The sequence below is a fragment of the Daejeonella sp. AP26 genome, from assembly GCF_056680515.1.
This window is the reverse complement of record NZ_CM155286.1, coordinates 3,782,435-3,803,828: the sequence shown is the minus strand read 5'-3', so window position 1 is coordinate 3,803,828 and position 21,394 is coordinate 3,782,435. Positions and strand designations below refer to the sequence as shown.

General features: G+C 43.2%; 18 protein-coding genes. 9 read left to right on the top strand and 9 right to left on the bottom strand.

Annotated elements, in window-relative coordinates:
- Window positions 1-82: 82 nt before the first annotated feature.
- From AC1MCB_RS16325 to AC1MCB_RS16295, 7 genes are all read right to left on the bottom strand, one after another.
- Window positions 83-2,971, bottom strand: coding sequence for a TonB-dependent receptor (locus AC1MCB_RS16325; RefSeq protein ID WP_479965780.1), 2,889 nt, complete (start codon window positions 2,969-2,971; stop codon window positions 83-85).
- 285 nt (window positions 2,972-3,256) lie between these two features.
- Window positions 3,257-3,736 carry a gliding motility lipoprotein GldH gene (locus AC1MCB_RS16320; protein ID WP_479965779.1) on the bottom strand — a complete coding sequence of 160 codons (480 nt, stop codon included), beginning with the start codon at window positions 3,734-3,736 and terminating at the stop codon, window positions 3,257-3,259.
- On the bottom strand, window positions 3,737-5,092 hold the full coding sequence (locus AC1MCB_RS16315; protein WP_479965778.1) for a PSP1 domain-containing protein: 1,356 nt from the start codon (window positions 5,090-5,092) through the stop codon (window positions 3,737-3,739).
- A gap of 2 nt (window positions 5,093-5,094) precedes the next feature.
- The gene (locus AC1MCB_RS16310) at window positions 5,095-6,240 is read right to left on the bottom strand and encodes a DNA polymerase III subunit (protein ID WP_479965777.1); all 1,146 of its coding nucleotides are present in this window, start codon (window positions 6,238-6,240) and stop codon (window positions 5,095-5,097) included.
- Window positions 6,241-6,330: 90 nt separating this feature from the next.
- Window positions 6,331-7,179: an alpha/beta fold hydrolase gene (locus AC1MCB_RS16305; protein ID WP_479965776.1), complete on the bottom strand. Its 849-nt coding sequence runs from the start codon at window positions 7,177-7,179 to the stop codon at window positions 6,331-6,333.
- Window positions 7,180-7,337: 158 nt separating this feature from the next.
- A complete protein-coding gene (locus tag AC1MCB_RS16300) occupies window positions 7,338-7,778 on the bottom strand; it encodes a DoxX family protein (protein WP_479965775.1) in 441 nt (146 codons plus the stop codon).
- Between the two features lie 87 nt (window positions 7,779-7,865).
- The gene (locus AC1MCB_RS16295; protein WP_479965774.1) at window positions 7,866-8,516 is read right to left on the bottom strand and encodes a hypothetical protein; all 651 of its coding nucleotides are present in this window, start codon (window positions 8,514-8,516) and stop codon (window positions 7,866-7,868) included.
- A 495-nt stretch (window positions 8,517-9,011) separates the two neighbouring features.
- Between AC1MCB_RS16295 and ruvX the strand changes: the two genes are divergently transcribed.
- From ruvX to AC1MCB_RS16255, 8 genes are all read left to right on the top strand, one after another.
- Window positions 9,012-9,431: a Holliday junction resolvase RuvX gene (ruvX, locus tag AC1MCB_RS16290; RefSeq protein ID WP_479965773.1), complete on the top strand. Its 420-nt coding sequence runs from the start codon at window positions 9,012-9,014 to the stop codon at window positions 9,429-9,431.
- A gap of 15 nt (window positions 9,432-9,446) precedes the next feature.
- Window positions 9,447-11,576: a DNA helicase RecQ gene (gene recQ, locus AC1MCB_RS16285; protein WP_479965772.1), complete on the top strand. Its 2,130-nt coding sequence runs from the start codon at window positions 9,447-9,449 to the stop codon at window positions 11,574-11,576.
- Between the two features lie 268 nt (window positions 11,577-11,844).
- On the top strand, window positions 11,845-12,483 hold the full coding sequence (locus tag AC1MCB_RS16280) for an O-methyltransferase (RefSeq protein ID WP_479968752.1): 639 nt from the start codon (window positions 11,845-11,847) through the stop codon (window positions 12,481-12,483).
- Window positions 12,484-12,486: 3 nt separating this feature from the next.
- On the top strand, window positions 12,487-13,161 hold the full coding sequence (locus AC1MCB_RS16275; protein WP_479965771.1) for a glucosaminidase domain and LysM peptidoglycan-binding domain-containing protein: 675 nt from the start codon (window positions 12,487-12,489) through the stop codon (window positions 13,159-13,161).
- Window positions 13,162-13,166: 5 nt separating this feature from the next.
- Window positions 13,167-13,991, top strand: a complete 825-nt coding sequence (locus AC1MCB_RS16270; RefSeq protein WP_479965770.1) for a glucosaminidase domain-containing protein — start codon at window positions 13,167-13,169, stop codon at window positions 13,989-13,991.
- A gap of 214 nt (window positions 13,992-14,205) precedes the next feature.
- Window positions 14,206-14,925, top strand: a complete 720-nt coding sequence (locus AC1MCB_RS16265) for a peptidase associated/transthyretin-like domain-containing protein (RefSeq protein ID WP_479965769.1) — start codon at window positions 14,206-14,208, stop codon at window positions 14,923-14,925.
- The gene (locus tag AC1MCB_RS16260; protein WP_479965768.1) at window positions 14,922-15,266 is read left to right on the top strand and encodes a hypothetical protein; all 345 of its coding nucleotides are present in this window, start codon (window positions 14,922-14,924) and stop codon (window positions 15,264-15,266) included. The genes AC1MCB_RS16265 and AC1MCB_RS16260 overlap by 4 nt, the downstream gene beginning before the upstream one ends.
- A gap of 43 nt (window positions 15,267-15,309) precedes the next feature.
- Complete coding sequence (locus AC1MCB_RS16255; protein WP_479965767.1) at window positions 15,310-16,311, top strand: DUF3078 domain-containing protein; 1,002 nt, start codon at window positions 15,310-15,312, stop codon at window positions 16,309-16,311.
- A gap of 78 nt (window positions 16,312-16,389) precedes the next feature.
- Here the strand turns inward: AC1MCB_RS16255 and AC1MCB_RS16250 are convergent, their stop codons facing one another.
- Together AC1MCB_RS16250 and AC1MCB_RS16245 are read right to left on the bottom strand one after the other, a co-directional pair.
- Complete coding sequence (locus AC1MCB_RS16250) at window positions 16,390-16,779, bottom strand: hypothetical protein (protein WP_479965766.1); 390 nt, start codon at window positions 16,777-16,779, stop codon at window positions 16,390-16,392.
- Between the two features lie 403 nt (window positions 16,780-17,182).
- Window positions 17,183-19,621: a DUF5916 domain-containing protein gene (locus AC1MCB_RS16245; protein ID WP_479965765.1), complete on the bottom strand. Its 2,439-nt coding sequence runs from the start codon at window positions 19,619-19,621 to the stop codon at window positions 17,183-17,185.
- 340 nt (window positions 19,622-19,961) lie between these two features.
- Between AC1MCB_RS16245 and ffh the strand changes: the two genes are divergently transcribed.
- On the top strand, window positions 19,962-21,305 hold the full coding sequence (ffh, locus tag AC1MCB_RS16240; RefSeq protein WP_479965764.1) for a signal recognition particle protein: 1,344 nt from the start codon (window positions 19,962-19,964) through the stop codon (window positions 21,303-21,305).
- Window positions 21,306-21,394 lie beyond the last annotated feature (89 nt).

The following is a 21,394-nucleotide window of genomic DNA, read 5'->3' as shown; positions in this document are numbered from 1 at the left end:
AATAGTTAAACTATTATGGAAGAACTAATTACACTAAATCGACAGCGCCTAACTCAGCTAAACTGCTATACTTCTCCGAGTTCTACAAACTGTAAGTCAGCTTTCCGTAAAGATGCCTGCCGTTGAAACCAAACTGCGTTACGTTCCTGCTAAAAGGAATCCGTCCGTTTGCTGAATTGTCACGGTTAGCGCTGCTTTGATAGTTCATGATTGCATCACCGGTAAGATTGTCCTGACGGTTCCCCGAATCCATAAAGACTCTGTTTGGATAGATATCAAAAAGATTATTCACACCGAACGCAATATTGAGTTGATTGGTTAAGCTATAATCTGCAGTTAAATCCGTTACCCATTTTGCTGAGAAGGTTTGATCAGGAATAATCGTGGTAGTGCTCTCATGAAATGTTGGATCGAACGGATTATTGTATGACACCTCTCCAAACCGAACTGTTCTGGCCACCAATCCCCATGACCGGCCAGTATAGTTGGCAGTGACGTTTACCTTACTCTTTGGAATCGCAGACTCTATTCTCGACCGCTCCTGCCGGTCAAATAACTTTTCTGCAAGACTTGCATTACTGCTAATTTTATCCGGAGCATTTAGCTCACCTACTGAGGTATCGTTGATATTGAAAGCTGCCGAAAGTACGATGTTGTTTCCTGGAATTCGAAGAGGGAACCTGTTACTTAAGACAACATCCATACCCAGCGACTGTGTAGATATAGCATTCGTGAAAAATTGAACACTATTCACATTGGCCCCCGGATCAGTGCTGTTCAAAATTTGATTAACTGATCCTGTGGGAATTAAAACTCCCTTGCCTGTCCGTTCACGACTGTATAAGCCAGATAAAACAATCCTGTTATCTACGTCAATCTGATAAAGGTCAGCCGATAATGTCAGGCTTTTATAGAGCTTTCCGGTTAATCCCATACTGTAAGACTTAGAAAGTTCGGGATTTAATGAGCCAACACCGAATTGCGCAACAATTGGATTTTCATTATTGGCAATTACTGCCGTTGTAGTAACTCCGTTAATTACTGTGCTGCTTTCATGGTTAAAGTATTGCTGATGCAACGATGGCGCCCTGAAGCCTGTGGCATAAGAACCTCTTAATGAAAATGCTTTGTAAAAATTATATCTCGCCGCGGTTTTATAGGAGAAATTCGAACCGAAGTCACTGTAATCTTCCAATCTCCCCGCAAGTCCTAGTGTGACTTTCGAACCAAGAGCTGTTTCAAAGTCAGCATACACACCCTTATTGTTTCGTGATCTGTTTAAGGCACTTACAGGTGTAAAACCGGGAAAAACCTGGGCGCCGGCAGCGGCATATAAAGACCCTATTTTGCGGGCTGCAATTCCTTTTGACGGTTGACCTAAAGAGTAAGACAGCTCTTCACCGGATTCTATCTGGTAATTATCTACCCGGTACTCGACGCCAAAGGCCGCATTTAGCGACTTGAGGAAACCGTTAAGTTCAAAGTTGCGACTAATATCCAGGTTACTTGTATTTTGCCTGAAGTAAAGATCGCCCGCATAAAAATTATCAGGACTGGTTCCTAATGGCAGGGATGCATTAAGCGACCTGGAGATATGAAAGTCTATATTATTCTTACCGGTAATATGGCTCAGGTCATAATTCCAGCCCGCAAGCTTTCCTCTAAAACCAGAGGCTACCGAAAGATCCTGGATTCCCGTATTTATCATCGGTAAAAATCCGTTGGGATACATACCCGGATCGTTTTGAGTTACCTGACCAGGCAAACGTGAGAAACCAGCCGCTTCTCCGCTTTTCAACGCATAGCCAGCAGTAAGGTACACCTCTGAATTTTTGAACAAAGAAAACTGCCCGTTAATAAAAAACCCGGCATTCGCAGCCTCAGCATTTCCCACGCGCATGTTATCACGACTGACACCAGAGGCTGACGCCATCAGATCATCTTTAGCTTTTAATGCGAGATAACGTTTCACAAAATCCTCTTCACATTCGCAGTCCCCTCTCGAAGGCAACGCTGAGAATAATAAAGGACGTGTATCAAACCCGCTGCGGTTAGTGGCTCCTCTATAAAGATATTGCCCTGAAAAATTAAGAGAACCCCGACCCGCGAGGTCAATCCCTTCCGAGTAATCAACCTGGAAAGTTTTCCCATCGTTGAAATTCCGGCCCATGGTATTGGATGCCGCCTCACCGAAAGACATCGACATGTTAAACGGCGAATTAGTCTTAAGAATGATATTGATCACACCAGCGATTGCATCAGAACCGTATTGCGCGGAAGCTCCGTCACGCATTATTTCAATACGCTCAATCGCCGACACCGGTATCGAGTTCATATCAGTGCCTACTGCTCCTCGCCCGAATGTACTCTCCGTATTAACCAGAGCGGTAGAATGCCTCCTTTTTCCATTTACTAATACTAAGACCTGGTCCGGTCCTAATCCACGTAATGAGATTGGGTCTATGTGATCCGTTCCATCAGCAATTGTCTGCCGGTTAGAACTAAAGGATTGCATAGAATAATTCAAGATCTGGGTAATATCCTTCTGAGCGAACTTTCTCAACTCATCAGCGGTGATAACATCAACCGGAACCGATGCTCCATTTTTGTTCTGAGAATTCATTACGCGCGAACCGGTAACCGATTTCCTCTCAGGTGCGGTGCCCAGCGGACTAAGCACAAAGTCACTGACTTTCTTCGCACTATTCGTTACGAATACATCTTTACTTTGAGATTCAAAAGCAGCTGAACTCACTTTAAGCCGGTAACTCCCTTTGGAAGGCAGCTTAAAATAATACTCTCCTGAATCGTTCGTGACAGTACTGGTCAGGCCCTGAATATGCAGACTAATGCCGGGCAACGCGGTGCCTGACTGATTGGTGATCGTTCCTGTTAAACTTTGACTTAAAAGTTGAGAAGCTGGAAGACAAAGGATAGAAAACGAGAAAAGCGTTTTGTAAAGTTTCTCCATATAATTTTTTTTAGGGGGGATGTAAATTAAACAAATTAATTCAGAATCAAAACTTGTTTATACAAACCCCGTAAACTAATTACAAAGAGAAAGTTAAGGCCGTTTTAGCAGCGTTTTACGATATCGCTGCATGATAAAAATGGCAATGCCACATACAATAGCGAAAATGTAAAGCGGATGATCCGTATCTAATATGATTACAGCAAAGAGGCAAAAGAAAACCATGAATACAGACAGGAAGGTAAAATTGCGGCCTATCAAAAAGCGCTGGAAACTATTCATTTATTAATTGGATTTTTCTACGCGTAAACCTACATCGGTAATTTCCTTCAATGGGTTATCACGCATATTTTGTTCGATCTCGAACAGATATTTACCCTTACCGGGGAATCTGTATTCTTCTTTAAAAGGCAATTGATAGCTATACATATTTCCAGACCCTTTCCCGAGCCACTGACCGTCGGAATAGGCCAGTTTAAATTCTATTCGCTCAGTAACTACCCGTCCGCCAGCACCACGAGAATGAACCCGGAGGAAAATGTTAGAGTATTTGTAATCTCCGGTATGGCGCATATTAACATAGATATTATAAACAGCTTTCTCATCTTCAATGGTAACCGGAACGCGAACCTTATTGATATAGCTCCAGTTCCGGTTATTGATCGTTTGATTAGTATCTACTATGGTATTCGCATCCTGACAGGAGGTCAAGCAGAAAACACTGCAAATAACCAATGAGAAAATAATACTAGCCCTTATTATCATTTACTCAGTAGGTTTTTGACGATTGCTATTATTCCGGTTACCTCTGCGGCGGTTGTTATTCCTGCCGGTGCGGGCGTCTCCTGTTGCTGGTTTCGCTTCAGTACCTGTTGCCTTCTGCTCTGGCCTTGGCCTGGCGTTTTGAGGAGGCCTGGAGGCTTGTGTCGGCTGCTGCGGCCGTGGACTTTCTCCTTCCGCAACATTTGCAGGGGACTTAGGCTTATTGCGGTTGTTATTGCGAGCAGGTTTCTTACGCTTCGCTTTATCATCCAAACGCGTTAAGCTGTCCTGCCCAACTACATTCTCGTAATCAAGCACTTTAGCTACAATCGGTTTTTCAATTTCAACGGCTTCATCTTTCAAGTCATCAGGCTTTTCACCATTTCGGTTTAATTGCTGTATTTCCTTTACTCGACTGATCTCCAGTGGAATCCAGTTCTCGTCGTTCGGATAACTAAACCACATCAGCTTTTTGAAGATATCTGTTTTTTGAAGTCGCGCCATCCCTTTACCAGTTTCCAGACGATCAACCTTGTCAGGGATATCCTTAAGGGCGTCCATGTAAGTGTCGAGTTCGTAGTTCAGGCAGCATTTCAACTTACCGCACTGTCCGGCAAGCTTGAGCGTATTTAAGGACAGATTCTGATAACGGGCAGCTGAAGTAGAAACAGTTTTAAAATCTGTTAACCAGGTAGAGCAGCAAAGTTCACGCCCGCAGGAACCGATACCGCCTAAACGGCTGGCTTCCTGACGCATGCCGATCTGCCGCATCTCTATACGGATACGGAAAGTCTCGGCCATCTTTTTGATGAGCTCCCTGAAATCCACACGCCCCTCGGCGGTATAATAAAAAGTAGCTTTGGTCTTATCGCCCTGGTAATCAACGTCGCTTAGCTTCATGGCCAGCCCAAGATCTTTGGCCAGAACCCTTGCTTTATGCATGGTTGTAAACTCAGTTTCCTTGGCAATTTTCCATTTCTCAACATCGGCAGGAGTAGCCTTGCGATAGATCTTTTTTACAACATCTTCGGTACGAACGTGACGCTTTTTGAGTTGCATCCGTACCAGTTCACCGGTCAGCGAAACGTGGCCTATATCATAACCTCCGGTAGTCGTTTCCACTGCTACCAGTTCGCCGGCCTCGAGATATAAATTATCGGTATTTAAAAAGAACTCTTTACGTGAACCCTTAAACTTTATCTCGACAATATTAAAAACTTTATAGTTAGAAGGCATGTCCATATGCGACAGCCAATCGTAAACATCTAATTTGCTGCAACCATTAGTAAGGCACGTGCCATTACTTTTACAGCCAGCAGGCGCACAACCGCCGCCTGTTGAACAACTTCCACATCCCATAGTTAAGAGTATATATATTGAGTCCCGGTAGGGAGCGTATTAAACTTTAAAATTTTCACCAATTGCAAAGATACATCTAAAAATAAAATTTTAGGATTAGCGTTACGCTCCACATGGTAGTGCGCTTTCTCAAGCTCAATCACTATCGATTCAGCCTGCGCCAAAGTGATCGCCCCACTAAATTTGCTGATAAACTCCAGCTCTGCCTTAGGCAAATGAACCAGGTCAGCGGCTCCTGAAAGAATCAGCATACTTTCCCGGATCAGGTTCATCCCATATCGCAAAAAGTTCTTTTGATTTTCCCGACCAAGCTTAGCTGCTCTTTCGGTGAAGTCTATAAACTTAGCGCCAGCATCCGCATAACTGATCTGCAGCCATTCTCTAAACATTTGCAGGTTATCATTCTCTTCACCAACCATAAAACTCAGTGCGGATTGCAAACTGCCGTCACTCAGATATGCTATTTGTTCTGCCTTAACTTCGGAGATTCCTTTTTTCTCAACCAAAAACCTGCTAATTTCTTCATCGGCAAGCCGGGGAATTTTGACTAGCTGGGTTCTGGACAGTATGGTATTTAAGATCTGATCCTGATTTTGCGCTACCAGCAGAAACAAAGTTTTCTGAGGAGGTTCTTCAATTATTTTCAGAAGTGTGTTCCCTTCCTTATCGAGGAACTCGGGCAACCACATGATCAGCACTTTATATTCAGCTTCAAAAGGCTTTAAACTAAGCTTTTGAATGATCTGGTGACATTCAGCAATATTGATGTTGGCTTGCTTGTTTTCGGCATCCAGCTGGTTACGCCACTCTTCCAAACTTAAATACGGATTTGAAAGAAACGCCTCCCGCCATTCAGCAGCAAACTTCAGGGCCGTATCGTCCTTGTGTTTTGCAAAGAAAGGATAAGAGAAGTGCAGATCAGGATGAATTAGCTTTTTGTATTTCCGACAAGAAGAACACTCGCCGCAGCTATCTTGGGCCTGACGATCAAGGCAGGAAATAAATTGTGCATAGGCCAATGCCAATGCCAACCCGCCGTTCCCTTCCGGACCGAGAAACATCTGGGCATGACTAACCCTGTTCTCAACTACGGTTTGAATTAAATGCTGCTTAACTTCTTGCTGCCCTAAGATATCACTGAATTGCATGGCTTGCAAAATAGGAAAATAGATTGTTAGTTGGTTAGTTTGTTAGGTGGTTAGGTACGCTGCTAACAAGGTTGCATATCCAGTTGTGCCTTAAGGCTTTCGCTCTTTACTCCACTTTCCATCTAAAAATTCTAAGGTTATCCTGGTGAAATCAACTTCATTCTGAGGACCAACATGAGGCATATGCCAGCCGTTTGGAACAACCCAAAGATGAGCATTGGGAATATGCTTACTAATCTCAAACGCTTGCGCCACCGGCACGAAGTCGTTGTCACCGTGAACAATAAGCGATCTGGCTTTGATGGCTGCAAGCTGGTCCGGAGTTATAGCCGGGTCACCATAAAGTTCCCGGAAATGATAAAACTGCCGGGCAATCAATCGCCCTTTCGTTTTTCCGTGCTGCCCTTCCAGCTCATTAAATTTATAATATGCTTCGGGCTTAGCGTTCTTCTCAATAAACTCCCGTGTTTGCACACTAAAGTACATTTGTGCACTTACCGGGACAATTGCTTCAAAGCGTTCAGGTTCCAGTATTGCTGCATTTAAAATGATAATGCCGCCGGAACTGTGTCCGATAGCCCTTACTTTTTTGAGATTAAGTTTTTGAATAAGAGCCAGTAAATCTTTTGTTGCTGTGAGATGATAAAACGCACTGCTGGTATCTGGACTGGATGATCTGCCATGCCCGCGCATATCCCAGGCAATGACACGATAGGTTTTTGAATATTCCCCAATAAATGGCTTCCAGTCAGCCAGTGTCCTGCCGAAGCCATGGAGTAAGATGAGTGGTTCTCCCATGCCGTACTCCTCGTAGTAAATCTTTGCTGCATTAACGGTTATGAACTTTCCCTGAGGATTAGCTTTCTCCTGTGCATTAGCCCTTGTTAAAGGGGTAAATATCACGCAACCCAGAATGATTAAGAAATAGACTTTTTTCATAGTGACCAGATAATTATCCGGATGCAATTTTGGCCCTAACAACATTTTCTTTTCGGTTAACTCTAAAATAACTAAAAAGAGGCACATCTATATCGCTGGTCACGGGTTATTATTGGAGCCTTAAATCATAATTAGCTGTCGTCTCAAGACCCATAGATTTAAGTCCTAGCCTTCTTTCGTTCGCTGAATCTTTCTAGTAGGTAAGCCAGCGCACCCGTCGCCCACAATGCCCAAAGAATTAAAACCGGCTGAAAAAAGAGTCTGATCAATCTTTTCCGATCGGTATCAAGTCCGAAAGCATCGATACCATTGACGTATTGCGAAATATTTCCCGGGAAGATTAAAATATAAAATAGTGCAAGCGCAATTCCCACCCATACTTTATATTTTATAAGAAAGATCATTGATAACCCCAGCACTATTTCGACGCTTCCAGATGACAAAACAATAAAATCCATAAACCCAGGCTCATTTGGCAGCCAGGCGGGTACCTGGGCTAAAAACTCCTTTCGTTGAAAAGTTAAATGGCCGACACCGGCAAAAGCCATAAACAGACCAAGAATTATTCGAAAGATGTTTTGGATTACGGTTGTTTTCATTAACTAAATTACTTGTTAATAGTATTTCAGCAAACGTTTTTATAACTGGTAGAAAAAGGGAAACTAATTAAGCACTTCTTCAATCAGCTACCTGAAATTACAGCTTGTGCCACTCCACATCACCTCAATTACAGCATTCTTGCCCGTACCTGAAAGCAGGCCATAGAATCCCGAATCTACAGTGAATTCCTGGCCGAGGGTGGTTCTTGTCACGGTGACTACATAAGCGTTCCGTAGATCCTGTAGCGTAGAACCCACCCCAATACCTGCCATAGTTGTAAGTTTCTTTGCGTTAACTTCTGACACTTTATCAATAAACCAACCAACAAAAATCCATTGATTATCATCCCTTTTCTTCTCAGCAAAAACAAGCGTCAATCCATTTGGCCAGCTGGCCATCTTCAGGGGGCCGGCACCGCATTCCGTATTTATACCAACGCTGGAAGGCGCGCTTTCTAACACCTTGGTCACAGCCCCAACCAGCTGTTCGAACCGCATTCCAAACGCAATCTCCCTTGTTGAACCTGATCCGGAATCGACGAGCCGCAACGCATTCGAAGTAAGGGCTAACATTTGTGGGTTGCCTTCAACACTTTCTGCGTCAGCCGTGTCTATGTTTGCAGGCTCTGAGGCAACAGTGGGAACACTGTCGTTCAACTTATCTAAAGAGGCATTATTGTTAAACTGGCAACTGGATAAGAGATTAGAAAGCGAAAGAAGTAATAAGATTAGGCGCATAATTCGGGAGAGAAGGTTATAACTAATGAGGGCAGATATGTTTTAGCTGTATATCGGAATATTGAACAACGTAATAGCTTGGGAATTTTGAATTTACAATTGCGGTAGTATTTTGCCGAATACAAAGTACTTCACTTGCCAAGTTACAAATTCTCTGCAATTGAGCAGCCTGCCTGAATTCCGGTGATCTTTCTCTTTTTAATTTGTTTCTATGATAGTCGATTTTTCATGGCGAGTGAGGCTTCAAATTGCGTCAAATTAATTAAGATCAACAAGCGAGCTTAGTATGTGCTTACTATATACTTAGTATGTGCTTACTATGTCATGACTATATCGGGATATAGTGAATACCCTGTTAGCACATAGTAATCTACCCGTGTGAATATAGGAAAGCTATAGGGAAGTCTAATACAGAGTATCAACCGTGAAGGTCTTCACCACCGTCTGCGTATATTTGCAAAATTAAACTTGTACCAGATACTTAAACCCCTGCGAATGCGCATCCTTGCTTTTGATTACGGAACAAAACGTATCGGCGTAGCTGTAACAGATCCTTTGCAGATTATCGCCACAGGATTAGACACTATCCATCCAAAAGATATTGTTGAGTTCCTTAAAAGGTTTCTCCTTAACGAGCCCGTTGAGTTATTTGTCGTTGGCGAACCAAAGCAAATGGATGGAACGCCCTCACAGTCAGCCCAGCATGTGAAGGGCTTTATTACAACGCTAAAAAAAACTTTTCCCAATATCCCCGTGGAAACGATAGACGAACGTTTCACTTCGAAGATGGCGGCTGCAACGATCGCTCAAAGCGGCTTCAAAAAATCTGACCGCCAAAACAAGGAAAGAGTCGACACTATCTCGGCGACCATTATTTTGCAGTCCTACCTCGAGAAAAAGAACTATCTTCTATAACAAAGCAAACAGCCTATGATGTCCTCAGCGCAGGAAATTCTTAAAAAGCATTTCGGGTTCGACCAGTTTCGCCCTCAGCAGGCCGAAATTATCGAGCGGATTCTGGATAAAAAAGATGCTTTAGTGCTGATGCCTACAGGCGGTGGGAAATCTATTTGTTTCCAGCTTCCGGCCCTGCTCATGGAGGGAACCTGTATCGTTGTTTCTCCTTTGATCTCGCTCATGAAAGACCAGGTAGACGCCCTGAAGGTCAATGGCATTAAAGCTGAGTTTTTAAACAGCACACAAAGTTTCAACGATCAGCAGGAGATTCTGGAAGCCTGTTATCGAGGAGAAGTTAAATTGCTCTATGTCTCTCCCGAAAAACTTCTAACAGACCTGGATCAAATCACAAGAATGGCTAAACCGGCTCTTTTTGCTATTGATGAAGCGCATTGTATCTCTTCATGGGGACATGACTTCCGGCCCGAGTATACGAAAATGGGGTTTTTGCGGGAGCGATTCCCTGACATCCCTTTTATTGCCCTGACAGCAACTGCCGATAAGGTGACCCGGAAAGATATCAGCAAACAGCTGAAGCTACGTGAGCCGCGGCTTTTTGTTTCTTCATTCGACCGAAAGAACCTGAGCCTGGATGTACGGATCGGCGTTAAGCCAAAGCAAAAGACCGAAGAGATCATCAGTTTTATTCTCAGCCGTAAAAATCAAAGCGGAATAATTTACTGCCTGAGCCGTAATACATGTGATGATCTGGCCGAAAAACTTAAATCAGCCGGCATTAAAGCGGATTCATATCATGCAGGTATGAGCCCCGAAGACAGGGCCAGTGTTCAGGAAGCTTTCATCAATGATGATCTGCCGATAGTCTGTGCCACTATTGCCTTCGGTATGGGTATCGATAAATCAAATGTTCGCTGGGTGATTCATTACAATATGCCCAAAAACATGGAAGGTTACTACCAGGAAATTGGCCGTGCCGGTCGGGATGGATTACCTTCTGAGACTATTCTGTACTATAGCTATGCCGATATCATGATGCTGAACAAGTTCGCGAGTGAAGGCGGGCAGCGCGAGATCAACTTAGAGAAATTGAAGCGTATTCAGCATTATGCGGAGGCTGACAGTTGCCGACGTAAAATACTGCTGAACTATTTCTCTGAAACTCTTCCCGAGAATTGCGGCAACTGTGATGTTTGCAAAAATCCACGTAAACACTTCGATGGGACTGTACTGGTGCAAAAAGCGCTATCAGCGATTGTACGAATGGCAGAGAAAGAGGGCTCACAAATGGTGATTGATGTGTTGCGCGGATCTATGCGGGCCGAAATCACCTATGCCAAATACGATCAGCTGAAGACACATGGAGCAGGCTCTGAGATCGGTAGCCTGGACTGGCAGCGCTACCTGATGCAAATGCTGAACGTGGGTGTGTTAGAGATGGCTTACGATGAGAATTTCGCACTTAAATTGACACCTCTCGGAAAAGAGATCCTCTTTGGTAAAAAGAAAATAGAACTTACGGTTCTACAGGCACTTGACCGGAAAGAATCATCCTCCGCGGAGAAAAAAGCGAAACGTCCAATTGCTCCTGCCGAGGAACTTTTTGATCGTTTACGAAATGTTCGACGGGAATTTGCAATGAAAGAAAACGTTCCGGCATACATTATTTTCAGCGATGCTACCCTGCAGTCTATGGCTTCCGAAAAACCTAGAAGCCGTATGGAGATGCTGGATATTACTGGGGTTGGTGAACATAAGCTTGAGCGTTACGGACAAGCGTTTATCGATGCGATCCTGGGATTCTTAGAAGGCCCAGGCAGCAAAGCCCAAAAGGGAAATACCTACCAGGAAACGCTGTTGCTTTACAAGCAGGGACTTAAGCCTGAGGAGATTGCCTCGCAAAGAAATATAAGTCCGCAAACCGCCTACTCACACCTGGCCTATCTCTATCTCCGTGGAAACATCGATAGCCTTGAAGAATTCGTCAGCTGGCAGGAAGTTGAGCATGTGAAAAAAGCGCTCAAGTTTTTAGGTGGAAGCAATAAAGCCATGAAACCCATCTTTGAACATCTCAATGAAAGTGTTTCATATTTAAAGATCAGACTGGCTTTGGCGGTGATTGAAAAAGAAGAAGAAGGAAAATAATTTTGTGCTTATAGCTCTAGCGATCGAGACTTATCCGATCACTTAACTAAATGCTAGGCCTTCTCTTTAAACCGGCTAGATCTGAGAAGGGAAACGGAACAACAACAACATTCCTTTTACAAATCCCGCCATGCCTCATCTTCAAGTGGACCTAGCCAATCCTTGGCTAAAATAGCGGTACTTGCATAAAACGAGCACTATTTTAAGAAGAACGCCCGTTTTAGAAGCCCAAATTTCCTTAAAATCAAAAATTACTATCTTTGCGGCCATGGTGTTACTAAGCGATGAACTTACCGAATACCTGGACCGGCATTGTGAACCTGAGGATGATCTGTTAAAACACATCAACCGCGAAACACATCTGAAGGTACTAATGCCACGCATGCTTTCAGGCCATTATCAGGGCCGGCTACTCAGCATGCTTAGCAAAATGATGCGACCGCAGCGAATACTGGAGGTTGGCACTTACACCGGCTATGCTACCCTTTGCCTGGCCGAAGGCTTAACAGAAGACGGCATTATTCACACCATTGACATCAATTCCGAGCTTGAAGAAATGGTCCGTTTGAACTTTAGCCAATCGGATTACGTACAAAAGATTCAATATCATATCGGCAATGCTTTGGAGGTTATTCCAGAAATCGATGAAGTATTCGATATTGTTTTTATTGACGCAGATAAGAAGAATAATAAAACTTACTATAACCTCGTTTTTAACAAGGTCCGCTCCGGCGGACTGATCGTTGTTGACAATGTTCTCTGGAGCGGGAAAGTTCTGCAACCTGAAAGTCAGGATAGCGACACCCGCGAAATAAATCAATTTAACTCCATGATAAAATCAGATCCGCGCGTTGAGAAGCTTATCCTTCCGGTACGTGACGGGTTATTTATGGTCCTAAAAAAATAACGTATGAAGAAATCACTAACTCTGATCTTACTCTTTTTAACCTTAACTGCATCTGCGCAAAGCAGCGCTTCCAGGTACATTGAAAAGCACAAAAATGATGCGGTCGAATTAATGAAAAAACATGGCGTGCCTGCCAGTATAATTCTTGCCGTCGCGATGCATGAGTCGGCTAACGGGACAAGTGTTATCGCCCGGCATCTCAATAATCACTTTGGGATGAAAGGTAAAAATAGCAGTACTGCTATCAAATCATCTTACCGCGGCTACGAATCGGTAGAATCAAGTTATCAGGATTTTATATCGCTATTGAAAAACCGCCGCCAATTTAGTCCGATGTTCGACAAGTTCACACATTACGATTATAAGAATTGGGTCTGGGGAATACAACGTGGCGGCTATGCAGCCAGTCGAACATGGGGAAGCCAGGTAATGGCCACTATCAAAAAATTCAAGCTTTATCAATTCGATGAACGTCCGGAAGGAATGCCTGGGACCATTCTGGCAAACGCATCAGTAAAAGAATCATCTGTTAGAGCTAACGGATCGACCTACAAAGTAAAAAAAGGTGATACTTTAGGAGAGATCTCTAAAAGATTCGGAATATCCGTAAGAAGCCTGATGAAGAAAAACTCCCTAAGAAGCAGCAATTTAACTATCGGCCAAAGATTAAAGACCTAACCTTAATGAGATATAATATAATTGTCCTGTGTATGGCAGGTGTCCTACTAAGCTCATGTAATAGCTTGAAGGTTGCGTCAAAGAATACCCCCGTTGCCAAACCGACTGACAAGGCTCCCGTAAAAAATTCTCTTGTAAACAAATATTCCGGCGAAGCTTATATTAATCGCTACAAAGCTATCGCGATAAGCGAAATGAATAAGTCCGGCATTCCAGCCAGTATTACCCTTGCACAGGGACTGCTTGAATCTGGAAACGGTAACAGCAGCCTGGCCAGGGAAGCGAATAATCATTTTGGTATTAAGTGCAATTCAGATTGGAAAGGTCCGACAACTCTGCGCGATGATGATCAGATCGATGACTGCTTCAGGGTGTATAAAAGTCCGGAAGAATCGTTCAGAGATCATACTGAATTCCTTAAACGTAAACGCTATGCCTTTCTATTTGAACTAGATAAAGATGATTATCAGGGTTGGGCGCGCGGCTTGAAACAGGCCGGTTATGCCACTAATCCGCGTTACCCGGAATTACTGATCAGCCTTGTGGAGCGCTATGGTCTTGACCAGTACGACCGGAAAGAAAACAACATTGAAAAGATCCAGCGGGAAGACCGTGTGTTAGCCCAGATTACGGAGAGTATCCCGGAAGAAAAAAAGGAAGATATCGCAAAACCGCCGGTTGTTATGAAAATTTATGAGGTAAAAAAAGGCGACACCCTCTATTCAATCTCCCGACGGTTTTCATTAACTGTTGAAGATCTGCAAATCTTAAACAACCTTCAGAAACAAGAACTTCAGCTGGGACAGCTACTGGTAGTTTCTAAAATCTAGCGTTCAAATATCAAATCGCCCACGTCGTTTAACCGCAAATTAATGAAAGTAACGCGCTGCTAGAAAAACCACGCAAATAATACTTGATCTAACTCGTTAAACCCTTCCGAATTTAATGTGTTAAAGATTGTTAAAGCACGTACATTCGAAAAATATTCGCATAGTTTTACGGCCATTGAAAAATCTTTTTTGCATACTCAGCGTATTGGTCCTGTTGACAGGAAGAATATTTGCCCAGGAGAAAATAGTTCAGGGTATTGTCTTTGACCGGGATAGCAAACAACGACTTTCGCGAGTATATATTTATAATACAAGCACAAGTAAAGGCTTTTACAACAATAGCAAAGGCGAATTTACCACTACTGCGAGTCCCGGTGATGTGTTAGTTGCTGCCTTACAGGGCTATCGTGTGGATACAGTTACTGTCGCAACGGCAAATACGATACTTTTCCACTTGAAACGCACCAGTATTCAGTTAAAGGAAGTGCGCATTCAAGACAGCCTTAAAAACCCAAAAGAGCAACTCAAGGAAACACAAAAAGATTATAAGGACGCCTATTCAAAAGGGGATGTAAAAGACATCTTTAACACAGGAGGCAATACGGGTGCTGGGGGTGCTGGATTGAGCATCAATACGCTATATACCCTGTTAAGCAAAGAAGGGCGAAACGCGCGGCAGCTCCAAAAGATTATTGAGCGCGATTACCACCAGGCGATGATCGCATACCGGTATGATCCGAAACTGGTTAGTGATGTAACCGGATTAAAAGGTAGTCAACTAGCCGATTTTATGCAGCAATACCGACCCACCTACAACTTCGTTATCGAGGCGAATGATTATCAGCTCATCACTTTCATAAAAACCAGCTATCAAAAGTATTTGGAAAACCCTTCCGTCCGCAGGCTCCCACCATTAAGAGGTGACAATCCATGAAATGGATTATCATCAGAGTACCATTCATGCCTGCAGCGGGGATGGCACTTTTCCCGTTTATTTTAGTAAAAACGAAAACGCTGAAGCTCAATAAAGCGATAATCAATCATGAGAAGATTCATTTGCGCCAGCAATTAGAACTTTTGCTTGTTCCGTTTTACATGCTCTACCTGCTGAATTATTTGCTTAATTTGCTTTATTACATGCAGCACGATAAAGCCTACCGAAACATCGTTTTCGAACGTGAAGCCTATGTTAATGATAGAAATTTAAACTATTTAAAGCACCGTAGATTCTGGGCATGGACCAGATACTTTGCCTCGCGTTATGCGTCAAATTGAAATTGAATTTTAAAAGCCTTAATATTTTAGGTTTATTTGTGCAATGTCTATTAGGTACTTGCTTTTACTTCTTGTTTCCTTCCTGTTTATAAATCCACTAAAAGGCCAGGACACTCTATCGGTTCCTGACACTATCCGATTAAAGGAATTAAAAGAATATCCTCGTAAAAATAGTCTGCCAGTCCGCAGCCCCATATTATTGCTTGAACCGGTTGACCTGCCAAGCGACTCCCTTGAACTGAAAGTAAACTACTGGCGAAACTGGATCTCTTTTGGCGTCAACTTCAACCAGGCTTCCTTCAGTGACAACTGGAGCAGTGGCGGTGTCAACTCACTGGCTCTGGGAACTTTATTCGGTTACAAAACGGATTACACCAAAGGCGACAAAAACTTTGTTTCGGAGCTCCTTTTACAATACGGCAAACAGAAAAACAAAGACCAGCTGGAACGTAAAACGGCTGACCGGATTTTCTGGGACAACAAGGTTGGCTTGAAACTTTCTCGCTCCTGGAACTTTTTCGGCTCATTGAACTTCGAGTCTCAGTTTGAGAAAGGCTACTCATTTAGTAAAGACACCGATGGCCGGGAAGTGCGTACATTATTGTCCCGCTTTATGGCTCCAGGCTATTTAACTGAATCAGTCGGTTTTGAATATAAACCTGTAAAATACTTCTTCCTTCGGATTGGTACCGGAACAGCAAGGCAAACCTTTGTGTTGGACACTTCGATACACCGAACTAATCCCAAGAACTTCGGTGTTGAACCCGGACGCAGATTCCGTAACGAGCTCGCTTTTCAGCTGGTCAGCAGCATTGACAAGGATATCGCCACCAACTTAAATTTAAAGAGCCGGTATGTGATGTTCGCCAATTATGAACATCTGCGAGCCATTGATCACCGACTCGACGTGACCGTCACTGCTCGTGTGAACCGTCTGATTAATGTTGCTCTTAGCGGGGTGGTCTTATATGATGATGATACTGATACCAAGATCCAGGCAAGTCAAACGATGTCTCTGGGTTTGGTGTATAAGTTGCAGAAATAAAATGCGCCGCGTTTTAAAGGATTAAATCCGGGAGATCTGAATTTTCTTCCAGCAGACTGTTCATCCCTAAAAAGACCTTTAATTGATTAGTGGCTGTAAATCTGGTTCCACAACAAGTTCCAAATCAACATCCTTGCCTTTAAATTGAGTCAAATTAATTCGTGTGGTAACACGTCCTGGTCCACCAACGTAGATATACTTTATATATTTAAAGTTTTTAATAGCCAGATAAATCTCACCGTCCTTATCGGACATGGAGTGCAGAATCGATTTATTTTGCTGGTCCACCAGGTAATAAACAACTGTATGATCCACTTCAAGAGAATCATTAATTTTTAAATGCAAACTCAGGTAGACCCCATCTGAGTCTGTCTCTTTTGAAGAAATGATTTTGAAAGTGGCGTCCTTTGGTTGTGCAAAACAACTAAGGGAAAGTAAAACTATCAACACACATAAAAGGGCCTTCATATTAATAAACTGGTTAGGTTACTGAAACGGTTTGAAAGCAGTACTAATTTAATATGCGTAGTTGTACATTCTTGTTCTTTTTACGAACAAATAAATATAGGTGAAAGATTAAGCACTATCTCCAATTTATCAGCTATTTCGAGCGCCAAAATCTACTTTGTTCAGCTTCAAACGGTTCTGCTTCCATTCTAGTTCAGCTAAAACACGTTCCAGCTGCTTTAGAGCTGAAGAACAGCTGAGCAAGAACTGGCAGAAGTGAATCAGGGCACTTTCAATTGTTTCTCTGAAGCGACAGATTTAGCTGGATGAATGTAAAAAGTCCGGTAGCAGTGCCTTGTAAACAAAAAACCCTTGCAGAAAATACATTCTGAAGGGCTCTTTTCAAAACTAAACTAAACTAAACTTATCTTTTTTTCCGGAGCTGCAAATAATCAATGTAGTATAACACTTTTACGGAAAGGCTATTGTTTTGGGGAGTATCGAAAACATGACTGAAATTTCTACCGTAGCCTCTTAACACTTGACTTTCATTAGCCATAGAAGCATCTTTCCAGGTAACAGTCAGTTCGCTTCCCGGGGCAAATTGCCAGATGTAATTCATATCGAGATTGAAGGTGTTGAAGTTCACATCGTAGGTGTTATTTACCCCAGTAATGGGGTTCAGTCTGCCAGCCTCTGTAAGGGCAAAAAACTCCTTGTTCTGCCTGCTCGACCAGTAATGACGGGCTACGAGTGTGATACCCATTTTGGTGTTGAATGAATATTTAGCGTCAAAGGAATTTTCGATGGTTTGGCGGTCAAATTTTGAAAATATGGTTTGGCCGTTGGCATTACTTCCTACCCAGCCCGCGTGATCAAGCTGCGGCTCATAACTTAAATCGTTACCGATGCTGAATTTATTACTGATACGGAAATTCTGGTAATACCCAACATTGTAGCCAACTCCATCAAATTGCTTTTTCGCGTTGACAAAGGCGAAAACACCAGCATTATATTTCTTCGAGCGATTTGAACCAACTTCTAATCCACCAAAGGTATACGATGATCTTTTAAACACCATATCGTTTCTTGATTCGTAGAAATCGTTGCCCTCAGGTTCCCATTCGGCGTTTGCCTCAACATACCAAAGGTTCTTAAATATCATATACATGCCTGAGTAAACACCAAACGACTGGTACGAACGCGGCCTGAATCGTTGAGAATATTTTGTCTGGATGAAAGCGTGCAATTCACTGTAAACTTTTTTGCCTTTGTACAGATTGATCTCGCCAAAAGCGGAGTTGTCAAGAAAGTTATTGTTAAACAGAATACCGAGGTCGTTAGGATTATATCTGTCGTCGGTTAGTTGCTGCAGAAAGTTATAAACAAACTTACCACTCTGTTTCCCGAATTTGAGCCTGTAGCTGTAACCGGTAGCGTCCGCCTCCGTTCCTGGCGCCGTGATGTTACTCATCTTACCTGTACCGCTCACATTCCACACGTTCTTCTTATCATTCAGACTAAAATCAACGGCTGTAACATTGGCATCATAAGCCGAACCTTTGCGCAGCACATTGGTGTTGATCAAGCTGACCGATGAGTTGTTTTTTAAAGATTGATCCAAAACAAAAATATTGTAGTTAGTTAACGGCTGGGTTTCAACAAAGCGCCTGTTTCCCGCGGCATCTTCAATCGTGGCCTCCATTCGGTTAGTCAGGGCATTGAAGAAGCCTATACCTAAGCCTTTCGCGGTGCGGCCGGATATTTTTGTGGCGTTTAACAACTTGCTTTCAACGGGGTACTTCACAAATTTTTCGCCGGTGTTAAGCGTTGCGTCACCTAAATAGGTTGGGTTTGAACCAATACGGCGGGAGTAGAATAAGTCACCTTTGCTAAACAGTTCAGTTCCTTCAGTAAAAAACTGGCGGTTCTCATCAAACTGAACTTCAAATGGCGTCAGGTTCAATACCTGGTCATCTGATTGCACCTGTCCGAAGTCTGGTACAAGGGTCATATCCAAAGTGAAACTCTGATTAATCCCATACTTTATGTCCATCCCCCCATTAAATGAGCCTGTTGTATTCTTTACACCCGAAATATTATAAGGGTAGTTATTCACGTAGCTAGATATATACGGGGAAAATGATAGCCTGACCGGCGCTTTCACATTCTCAATACCGGATAATTCTCCGTTCTGATTTATGAAACCATTCTTGTTAGGATCGATTGAGTTCCAAAAAAATTGCTGTTGAATTTTTTGGCGCTTACGGATCATGTTCACACCCCATTTCTGGATATCCTTTTCGGAGAACCTGAGTGCTGAATAAGGGATGCGCATTTCAACAGTCCAGCCTTTTTCGTCGATCTTTACATCGCTCTCCCAGACTGCGTTCCATTGCGGGTCTTCGTTACCGCCGTTAGAGTATTTGGCATCAAACTGCGAACCAGCGGCTGTAACAAAAAAACCGTTTCCATTGATCTTATCCAGATAGGTGTCGAACACTATGCCGAAGAAATCGGCGTTGCCCACCTGATCGCGGGGAGCAAGTTCGCGGGCAATGCTATCCGGGTTATGTTCATTCATCCGGGCTGCTATGTAGATGCCCGAATCATCATATACTATCTTAACGTGAGTTTCCTGCCCGATCTTCTCTTTTCTGCCCGGCACAGGTCGTAATTCAGTAAAGTCAACAGCCTCAGGAACATTCTTCCACATCTCCTCATCGAGGATGCCGTCAATCTTTGGCGCCTTATCAATTCTCACGGCCTTTACTTTCTTTACTTCCGGTTCTTTATCGGCGGCCTGCAGTGCTGAAAAGGCTAGCGCGGTTCCAAGAAAGGTCAGGGACAATAATTTTTTCATCTAATTTTTTGTTGGACTTTATGGTTGGTTTGAGCATATGACGCTGCAGATGTTACTAAAGTTGCAGCGGCGCCCGGTTAATTATGTTGCTTGTTAAGTCAAATGTATGTTACGGCCTAAAGCAGCACAATCAGAATCTGGCGGGGAAGCCTCATTTCTCGGTAGAAGCCCCTAATAAGTCGGTGAAGAATTTGTGGAAGCAGAATCCGGGATATTCTGACAGGGCGCTCGCTATTGACATCTCGACTCAACCTTTCCCGGCCGCTGTTCGCCAATATTTTTTGGCTTTCAATAGTTCCTCAGAATATTGCTAATTTTGCGCCCTATATATTGATATATTATGTTTGAAAATTTACAGGATAAGCTTGACCGGGCATTTAAAGTATTAAAGGGTCAGGGTAACATCACGGAAATAAACGTGGCGGAAACCATGAAAGAGATCAGGAAAGCTCTTTTAGATGCCGACGTAAACTATAAAACAGCAAAAACATTTACAGATGACGTTAAAGAGAAAGCTTTAGGTCAGAATGTATTAACCACTATATCTCCCGGACAACTGCTCACCAAAATCGTGAATGATGAGCTGACGAAGCTAATGGGTGGATCCGTTGAGGAACTTCAGATCACCGCTAATCCGACCGTCATTCTAATTGCCGGCTTAAACGGTGCCGGTAAGACGACTTTCTCGGGTAAATTGGCGAACTTCTTAAAAACACAGAAAAACAAAAAGCCTTTACTTATTGCCTGTGATGTGTATCGCCCTGCGGCCATAGACCAGTTGCAGGTCTTAGGAAGCCAGATCGGTGTTCCGGTTTATGCCAACCTGGAATCAAAGGATCCGGTTGCTATTGCCCTTGCAGGTATTGCAGAAGCAAAAAAGAACGGCAACAATGTGGTTATTGTGGATACCGCCGGCCGCTTAGCCATTGATGAGCAAATGATGAATGAGATTGCCGAGGTTAAGTCTGCGACCAATCCTCACGAAATTTTGTTTGTTGTTGATGCGATGACTGGTCAGGATGCGGTAAATACCGCTAAAGCCTTTAACGAACGCCTGGATTTTACCGGGGTAGTTTTAACAAAGCTTGACGGCGACACTCGTGGTGGTGCGGCATTATCAATTAAATCGGTAGTTCAGAAGCCGATTAAGTTTATTGGTACCGGCGAAAAAATGGAGGCCCTTGATGTATTCTATCCGGACAGGATGGCTTCAAGGATCCTCGGGATGGGTGATGTGGTGTCGTTGGTTGAACGTGCTCAGCAGCAGTTTGACGAAAAAGAGGCCGCTGAACTTCAGAAAAAGATCAGGAAGAACAAGTTTGACTTTAATGATTTCATCAGCCAGATCCAGCAGATCAAAAAAATGGGTAATATGAAAGACCTGATGGGGATGATTCCCGGTGTAGGCAAAGCCCTGAAGGATGTGGAGATTGACGATAACGCCTTCAAGCCCATTGAGTCAATTATCCGCTCGATGACTCCTTACGAACGCGAAAATCCTGATTCTATTAATCAAAGCCGCCGTGCCCGGATTGCAAACGGATCAGGCAGCAATATCACGGAAGTAAATAAACTGATCAAACAGTTCGAAGATATGCGCAAAGTGATGAAACAATTTTCTAATCCCGCAGCAGCCGCCAAGATGATGCGAGGCATGCCAAAGATGCCTTTCGGTAAGCAGTAAGCTTACAAAATTATAGAGGAACCCGATGCTTAATGGCACCGGGTTTTTTCGATTATAGGAGTTACTTAACTAAATCTTTATTTGCTGTG

Excerpts from the sequence above, each read along its gene's own strand:
- AC1MCB_RS16270 (WP_479965770.1), top strand. The coding sequence starts at position 13,167 with ATGAGATATAATATAATTGTCCTGTGTATGGCAGGTGTCCTACTAAGC.
- AC1MCB_RS16320 (WP_479965779.1), bottom strand. The coding sequence starts at position 3,736 with ATGATAATAAGGGCTAGTATTATTTTCTCATTGGTTATTTGCAGTGTT.
- ffh (WP_479965764.1), top strand. The coding sequence starts at position 19,962 with ATGTTTGAAAATTTACAGGATAAGCTTGACCGGGCATTTAAAGTATTA.
- ruvX (WP_479965773.1), top strand. The coding sequence starts at position 9,012 with ATGCGCATCCTTGCTTTTGATTACGGAACAAAACGTATCGGCGTAGCT.
- AC1MCB_RS16305 (WP_479965776.1), bottom strand. The coding sequence starts at position 7,179 with ATGAAAAAAGTCTATTTCTTAATCATTCTGGGTTGCGTGATATTTACC.
- AC1MCB_RS16275 (WP_479965771.1), top strand. The coding sequence starts at position 12,487 with ATGAAGAAATCACTAACTCTGATCTTACTCTTTTTAACCTTAACTGCA.
- recQ (WP_479965772.1), top strand. The coding sequence starts at position 9,447 with ATGATGTCCTCAGCGCAGGAAATTCTTAAAAAGCATTTCGGGTTCGAC.
- AC1MCB_RS16300 (WP_479965775.1), bottom strand. The coding sequence starts at position 7,778 with ATGAAAACAACCGTAATCCAAAACATCTTTCGAATAATTCTTGGTCTG.
- AC1MCB_RS16250 (WP_479965766.1), bottom strand. The coding sequence starts at position 16,779 with ATGAAGGCCCTTTTATGTGTGTTGATAGTTTTACTTTCCCTTAGTTGT.
- AC1MCB_RS16245 (WP_479965765.1), bottom strand. The coding sequence starts at position 19,621 with ATGAAAAAATTATTGTCCCTGACCTTTCTTGGAACCGCGCTAGCCTTT.
- AC1MCB_RS16310 (WP_479965777.1), bottom strand. The coding sequence starts at position 6,240 with ATGCAATTCAGTGATATCTTAGGGCAGCAAGAAGTTAAGCAGCATTTA.
- AC1MCB_RS16315 (WP_479965778.1), bottom strand. The coding sequence starts at position 5,092 with ATGGGATGTGGAAGTTGTTCAACAGGCGGCGGTTGTGCGCCTGCTGGC.
- AC1MCB_RS16325 (WP_479965780.1), bottom strand. The coding sequence starts at position 2,971 with ATGGAGAAACTTTACAAAACGCTTTTCTCGTTTTCTATCCTTTGTCTT.
- AC1MCB_RS16280 (WP_479968752.1), top strand. The coding sequence starts at position 11,845 with ATGGTGTTACTAAGCGATGAACTTACCGAATACCTGGACCGGCATTGT.
- AC1MCB_RS16255 (WP_479965767.1), top strand. The coding sequence starts at position 15,310 with ATGTCTATTAGGTACTTGCTTTTACTTCTTGTTTCCTTCCTGTTTATA.
- AC1MCB_RS16295 (WP_479965774.1), bottom strand. The coding sequence starts at position 8,516 with ATGCGCCTAATCTTATTACTTCTTTCGCTTTCTAATCTCTTATCCAGT.
- AC1MCB_RS16260 (WP_479965768.1), top strand. The coding sequence starts at position 14,922 with ATGAAATGGATTATCATCAGAGTACCATTCATGCCTGCAGCGGGGATG.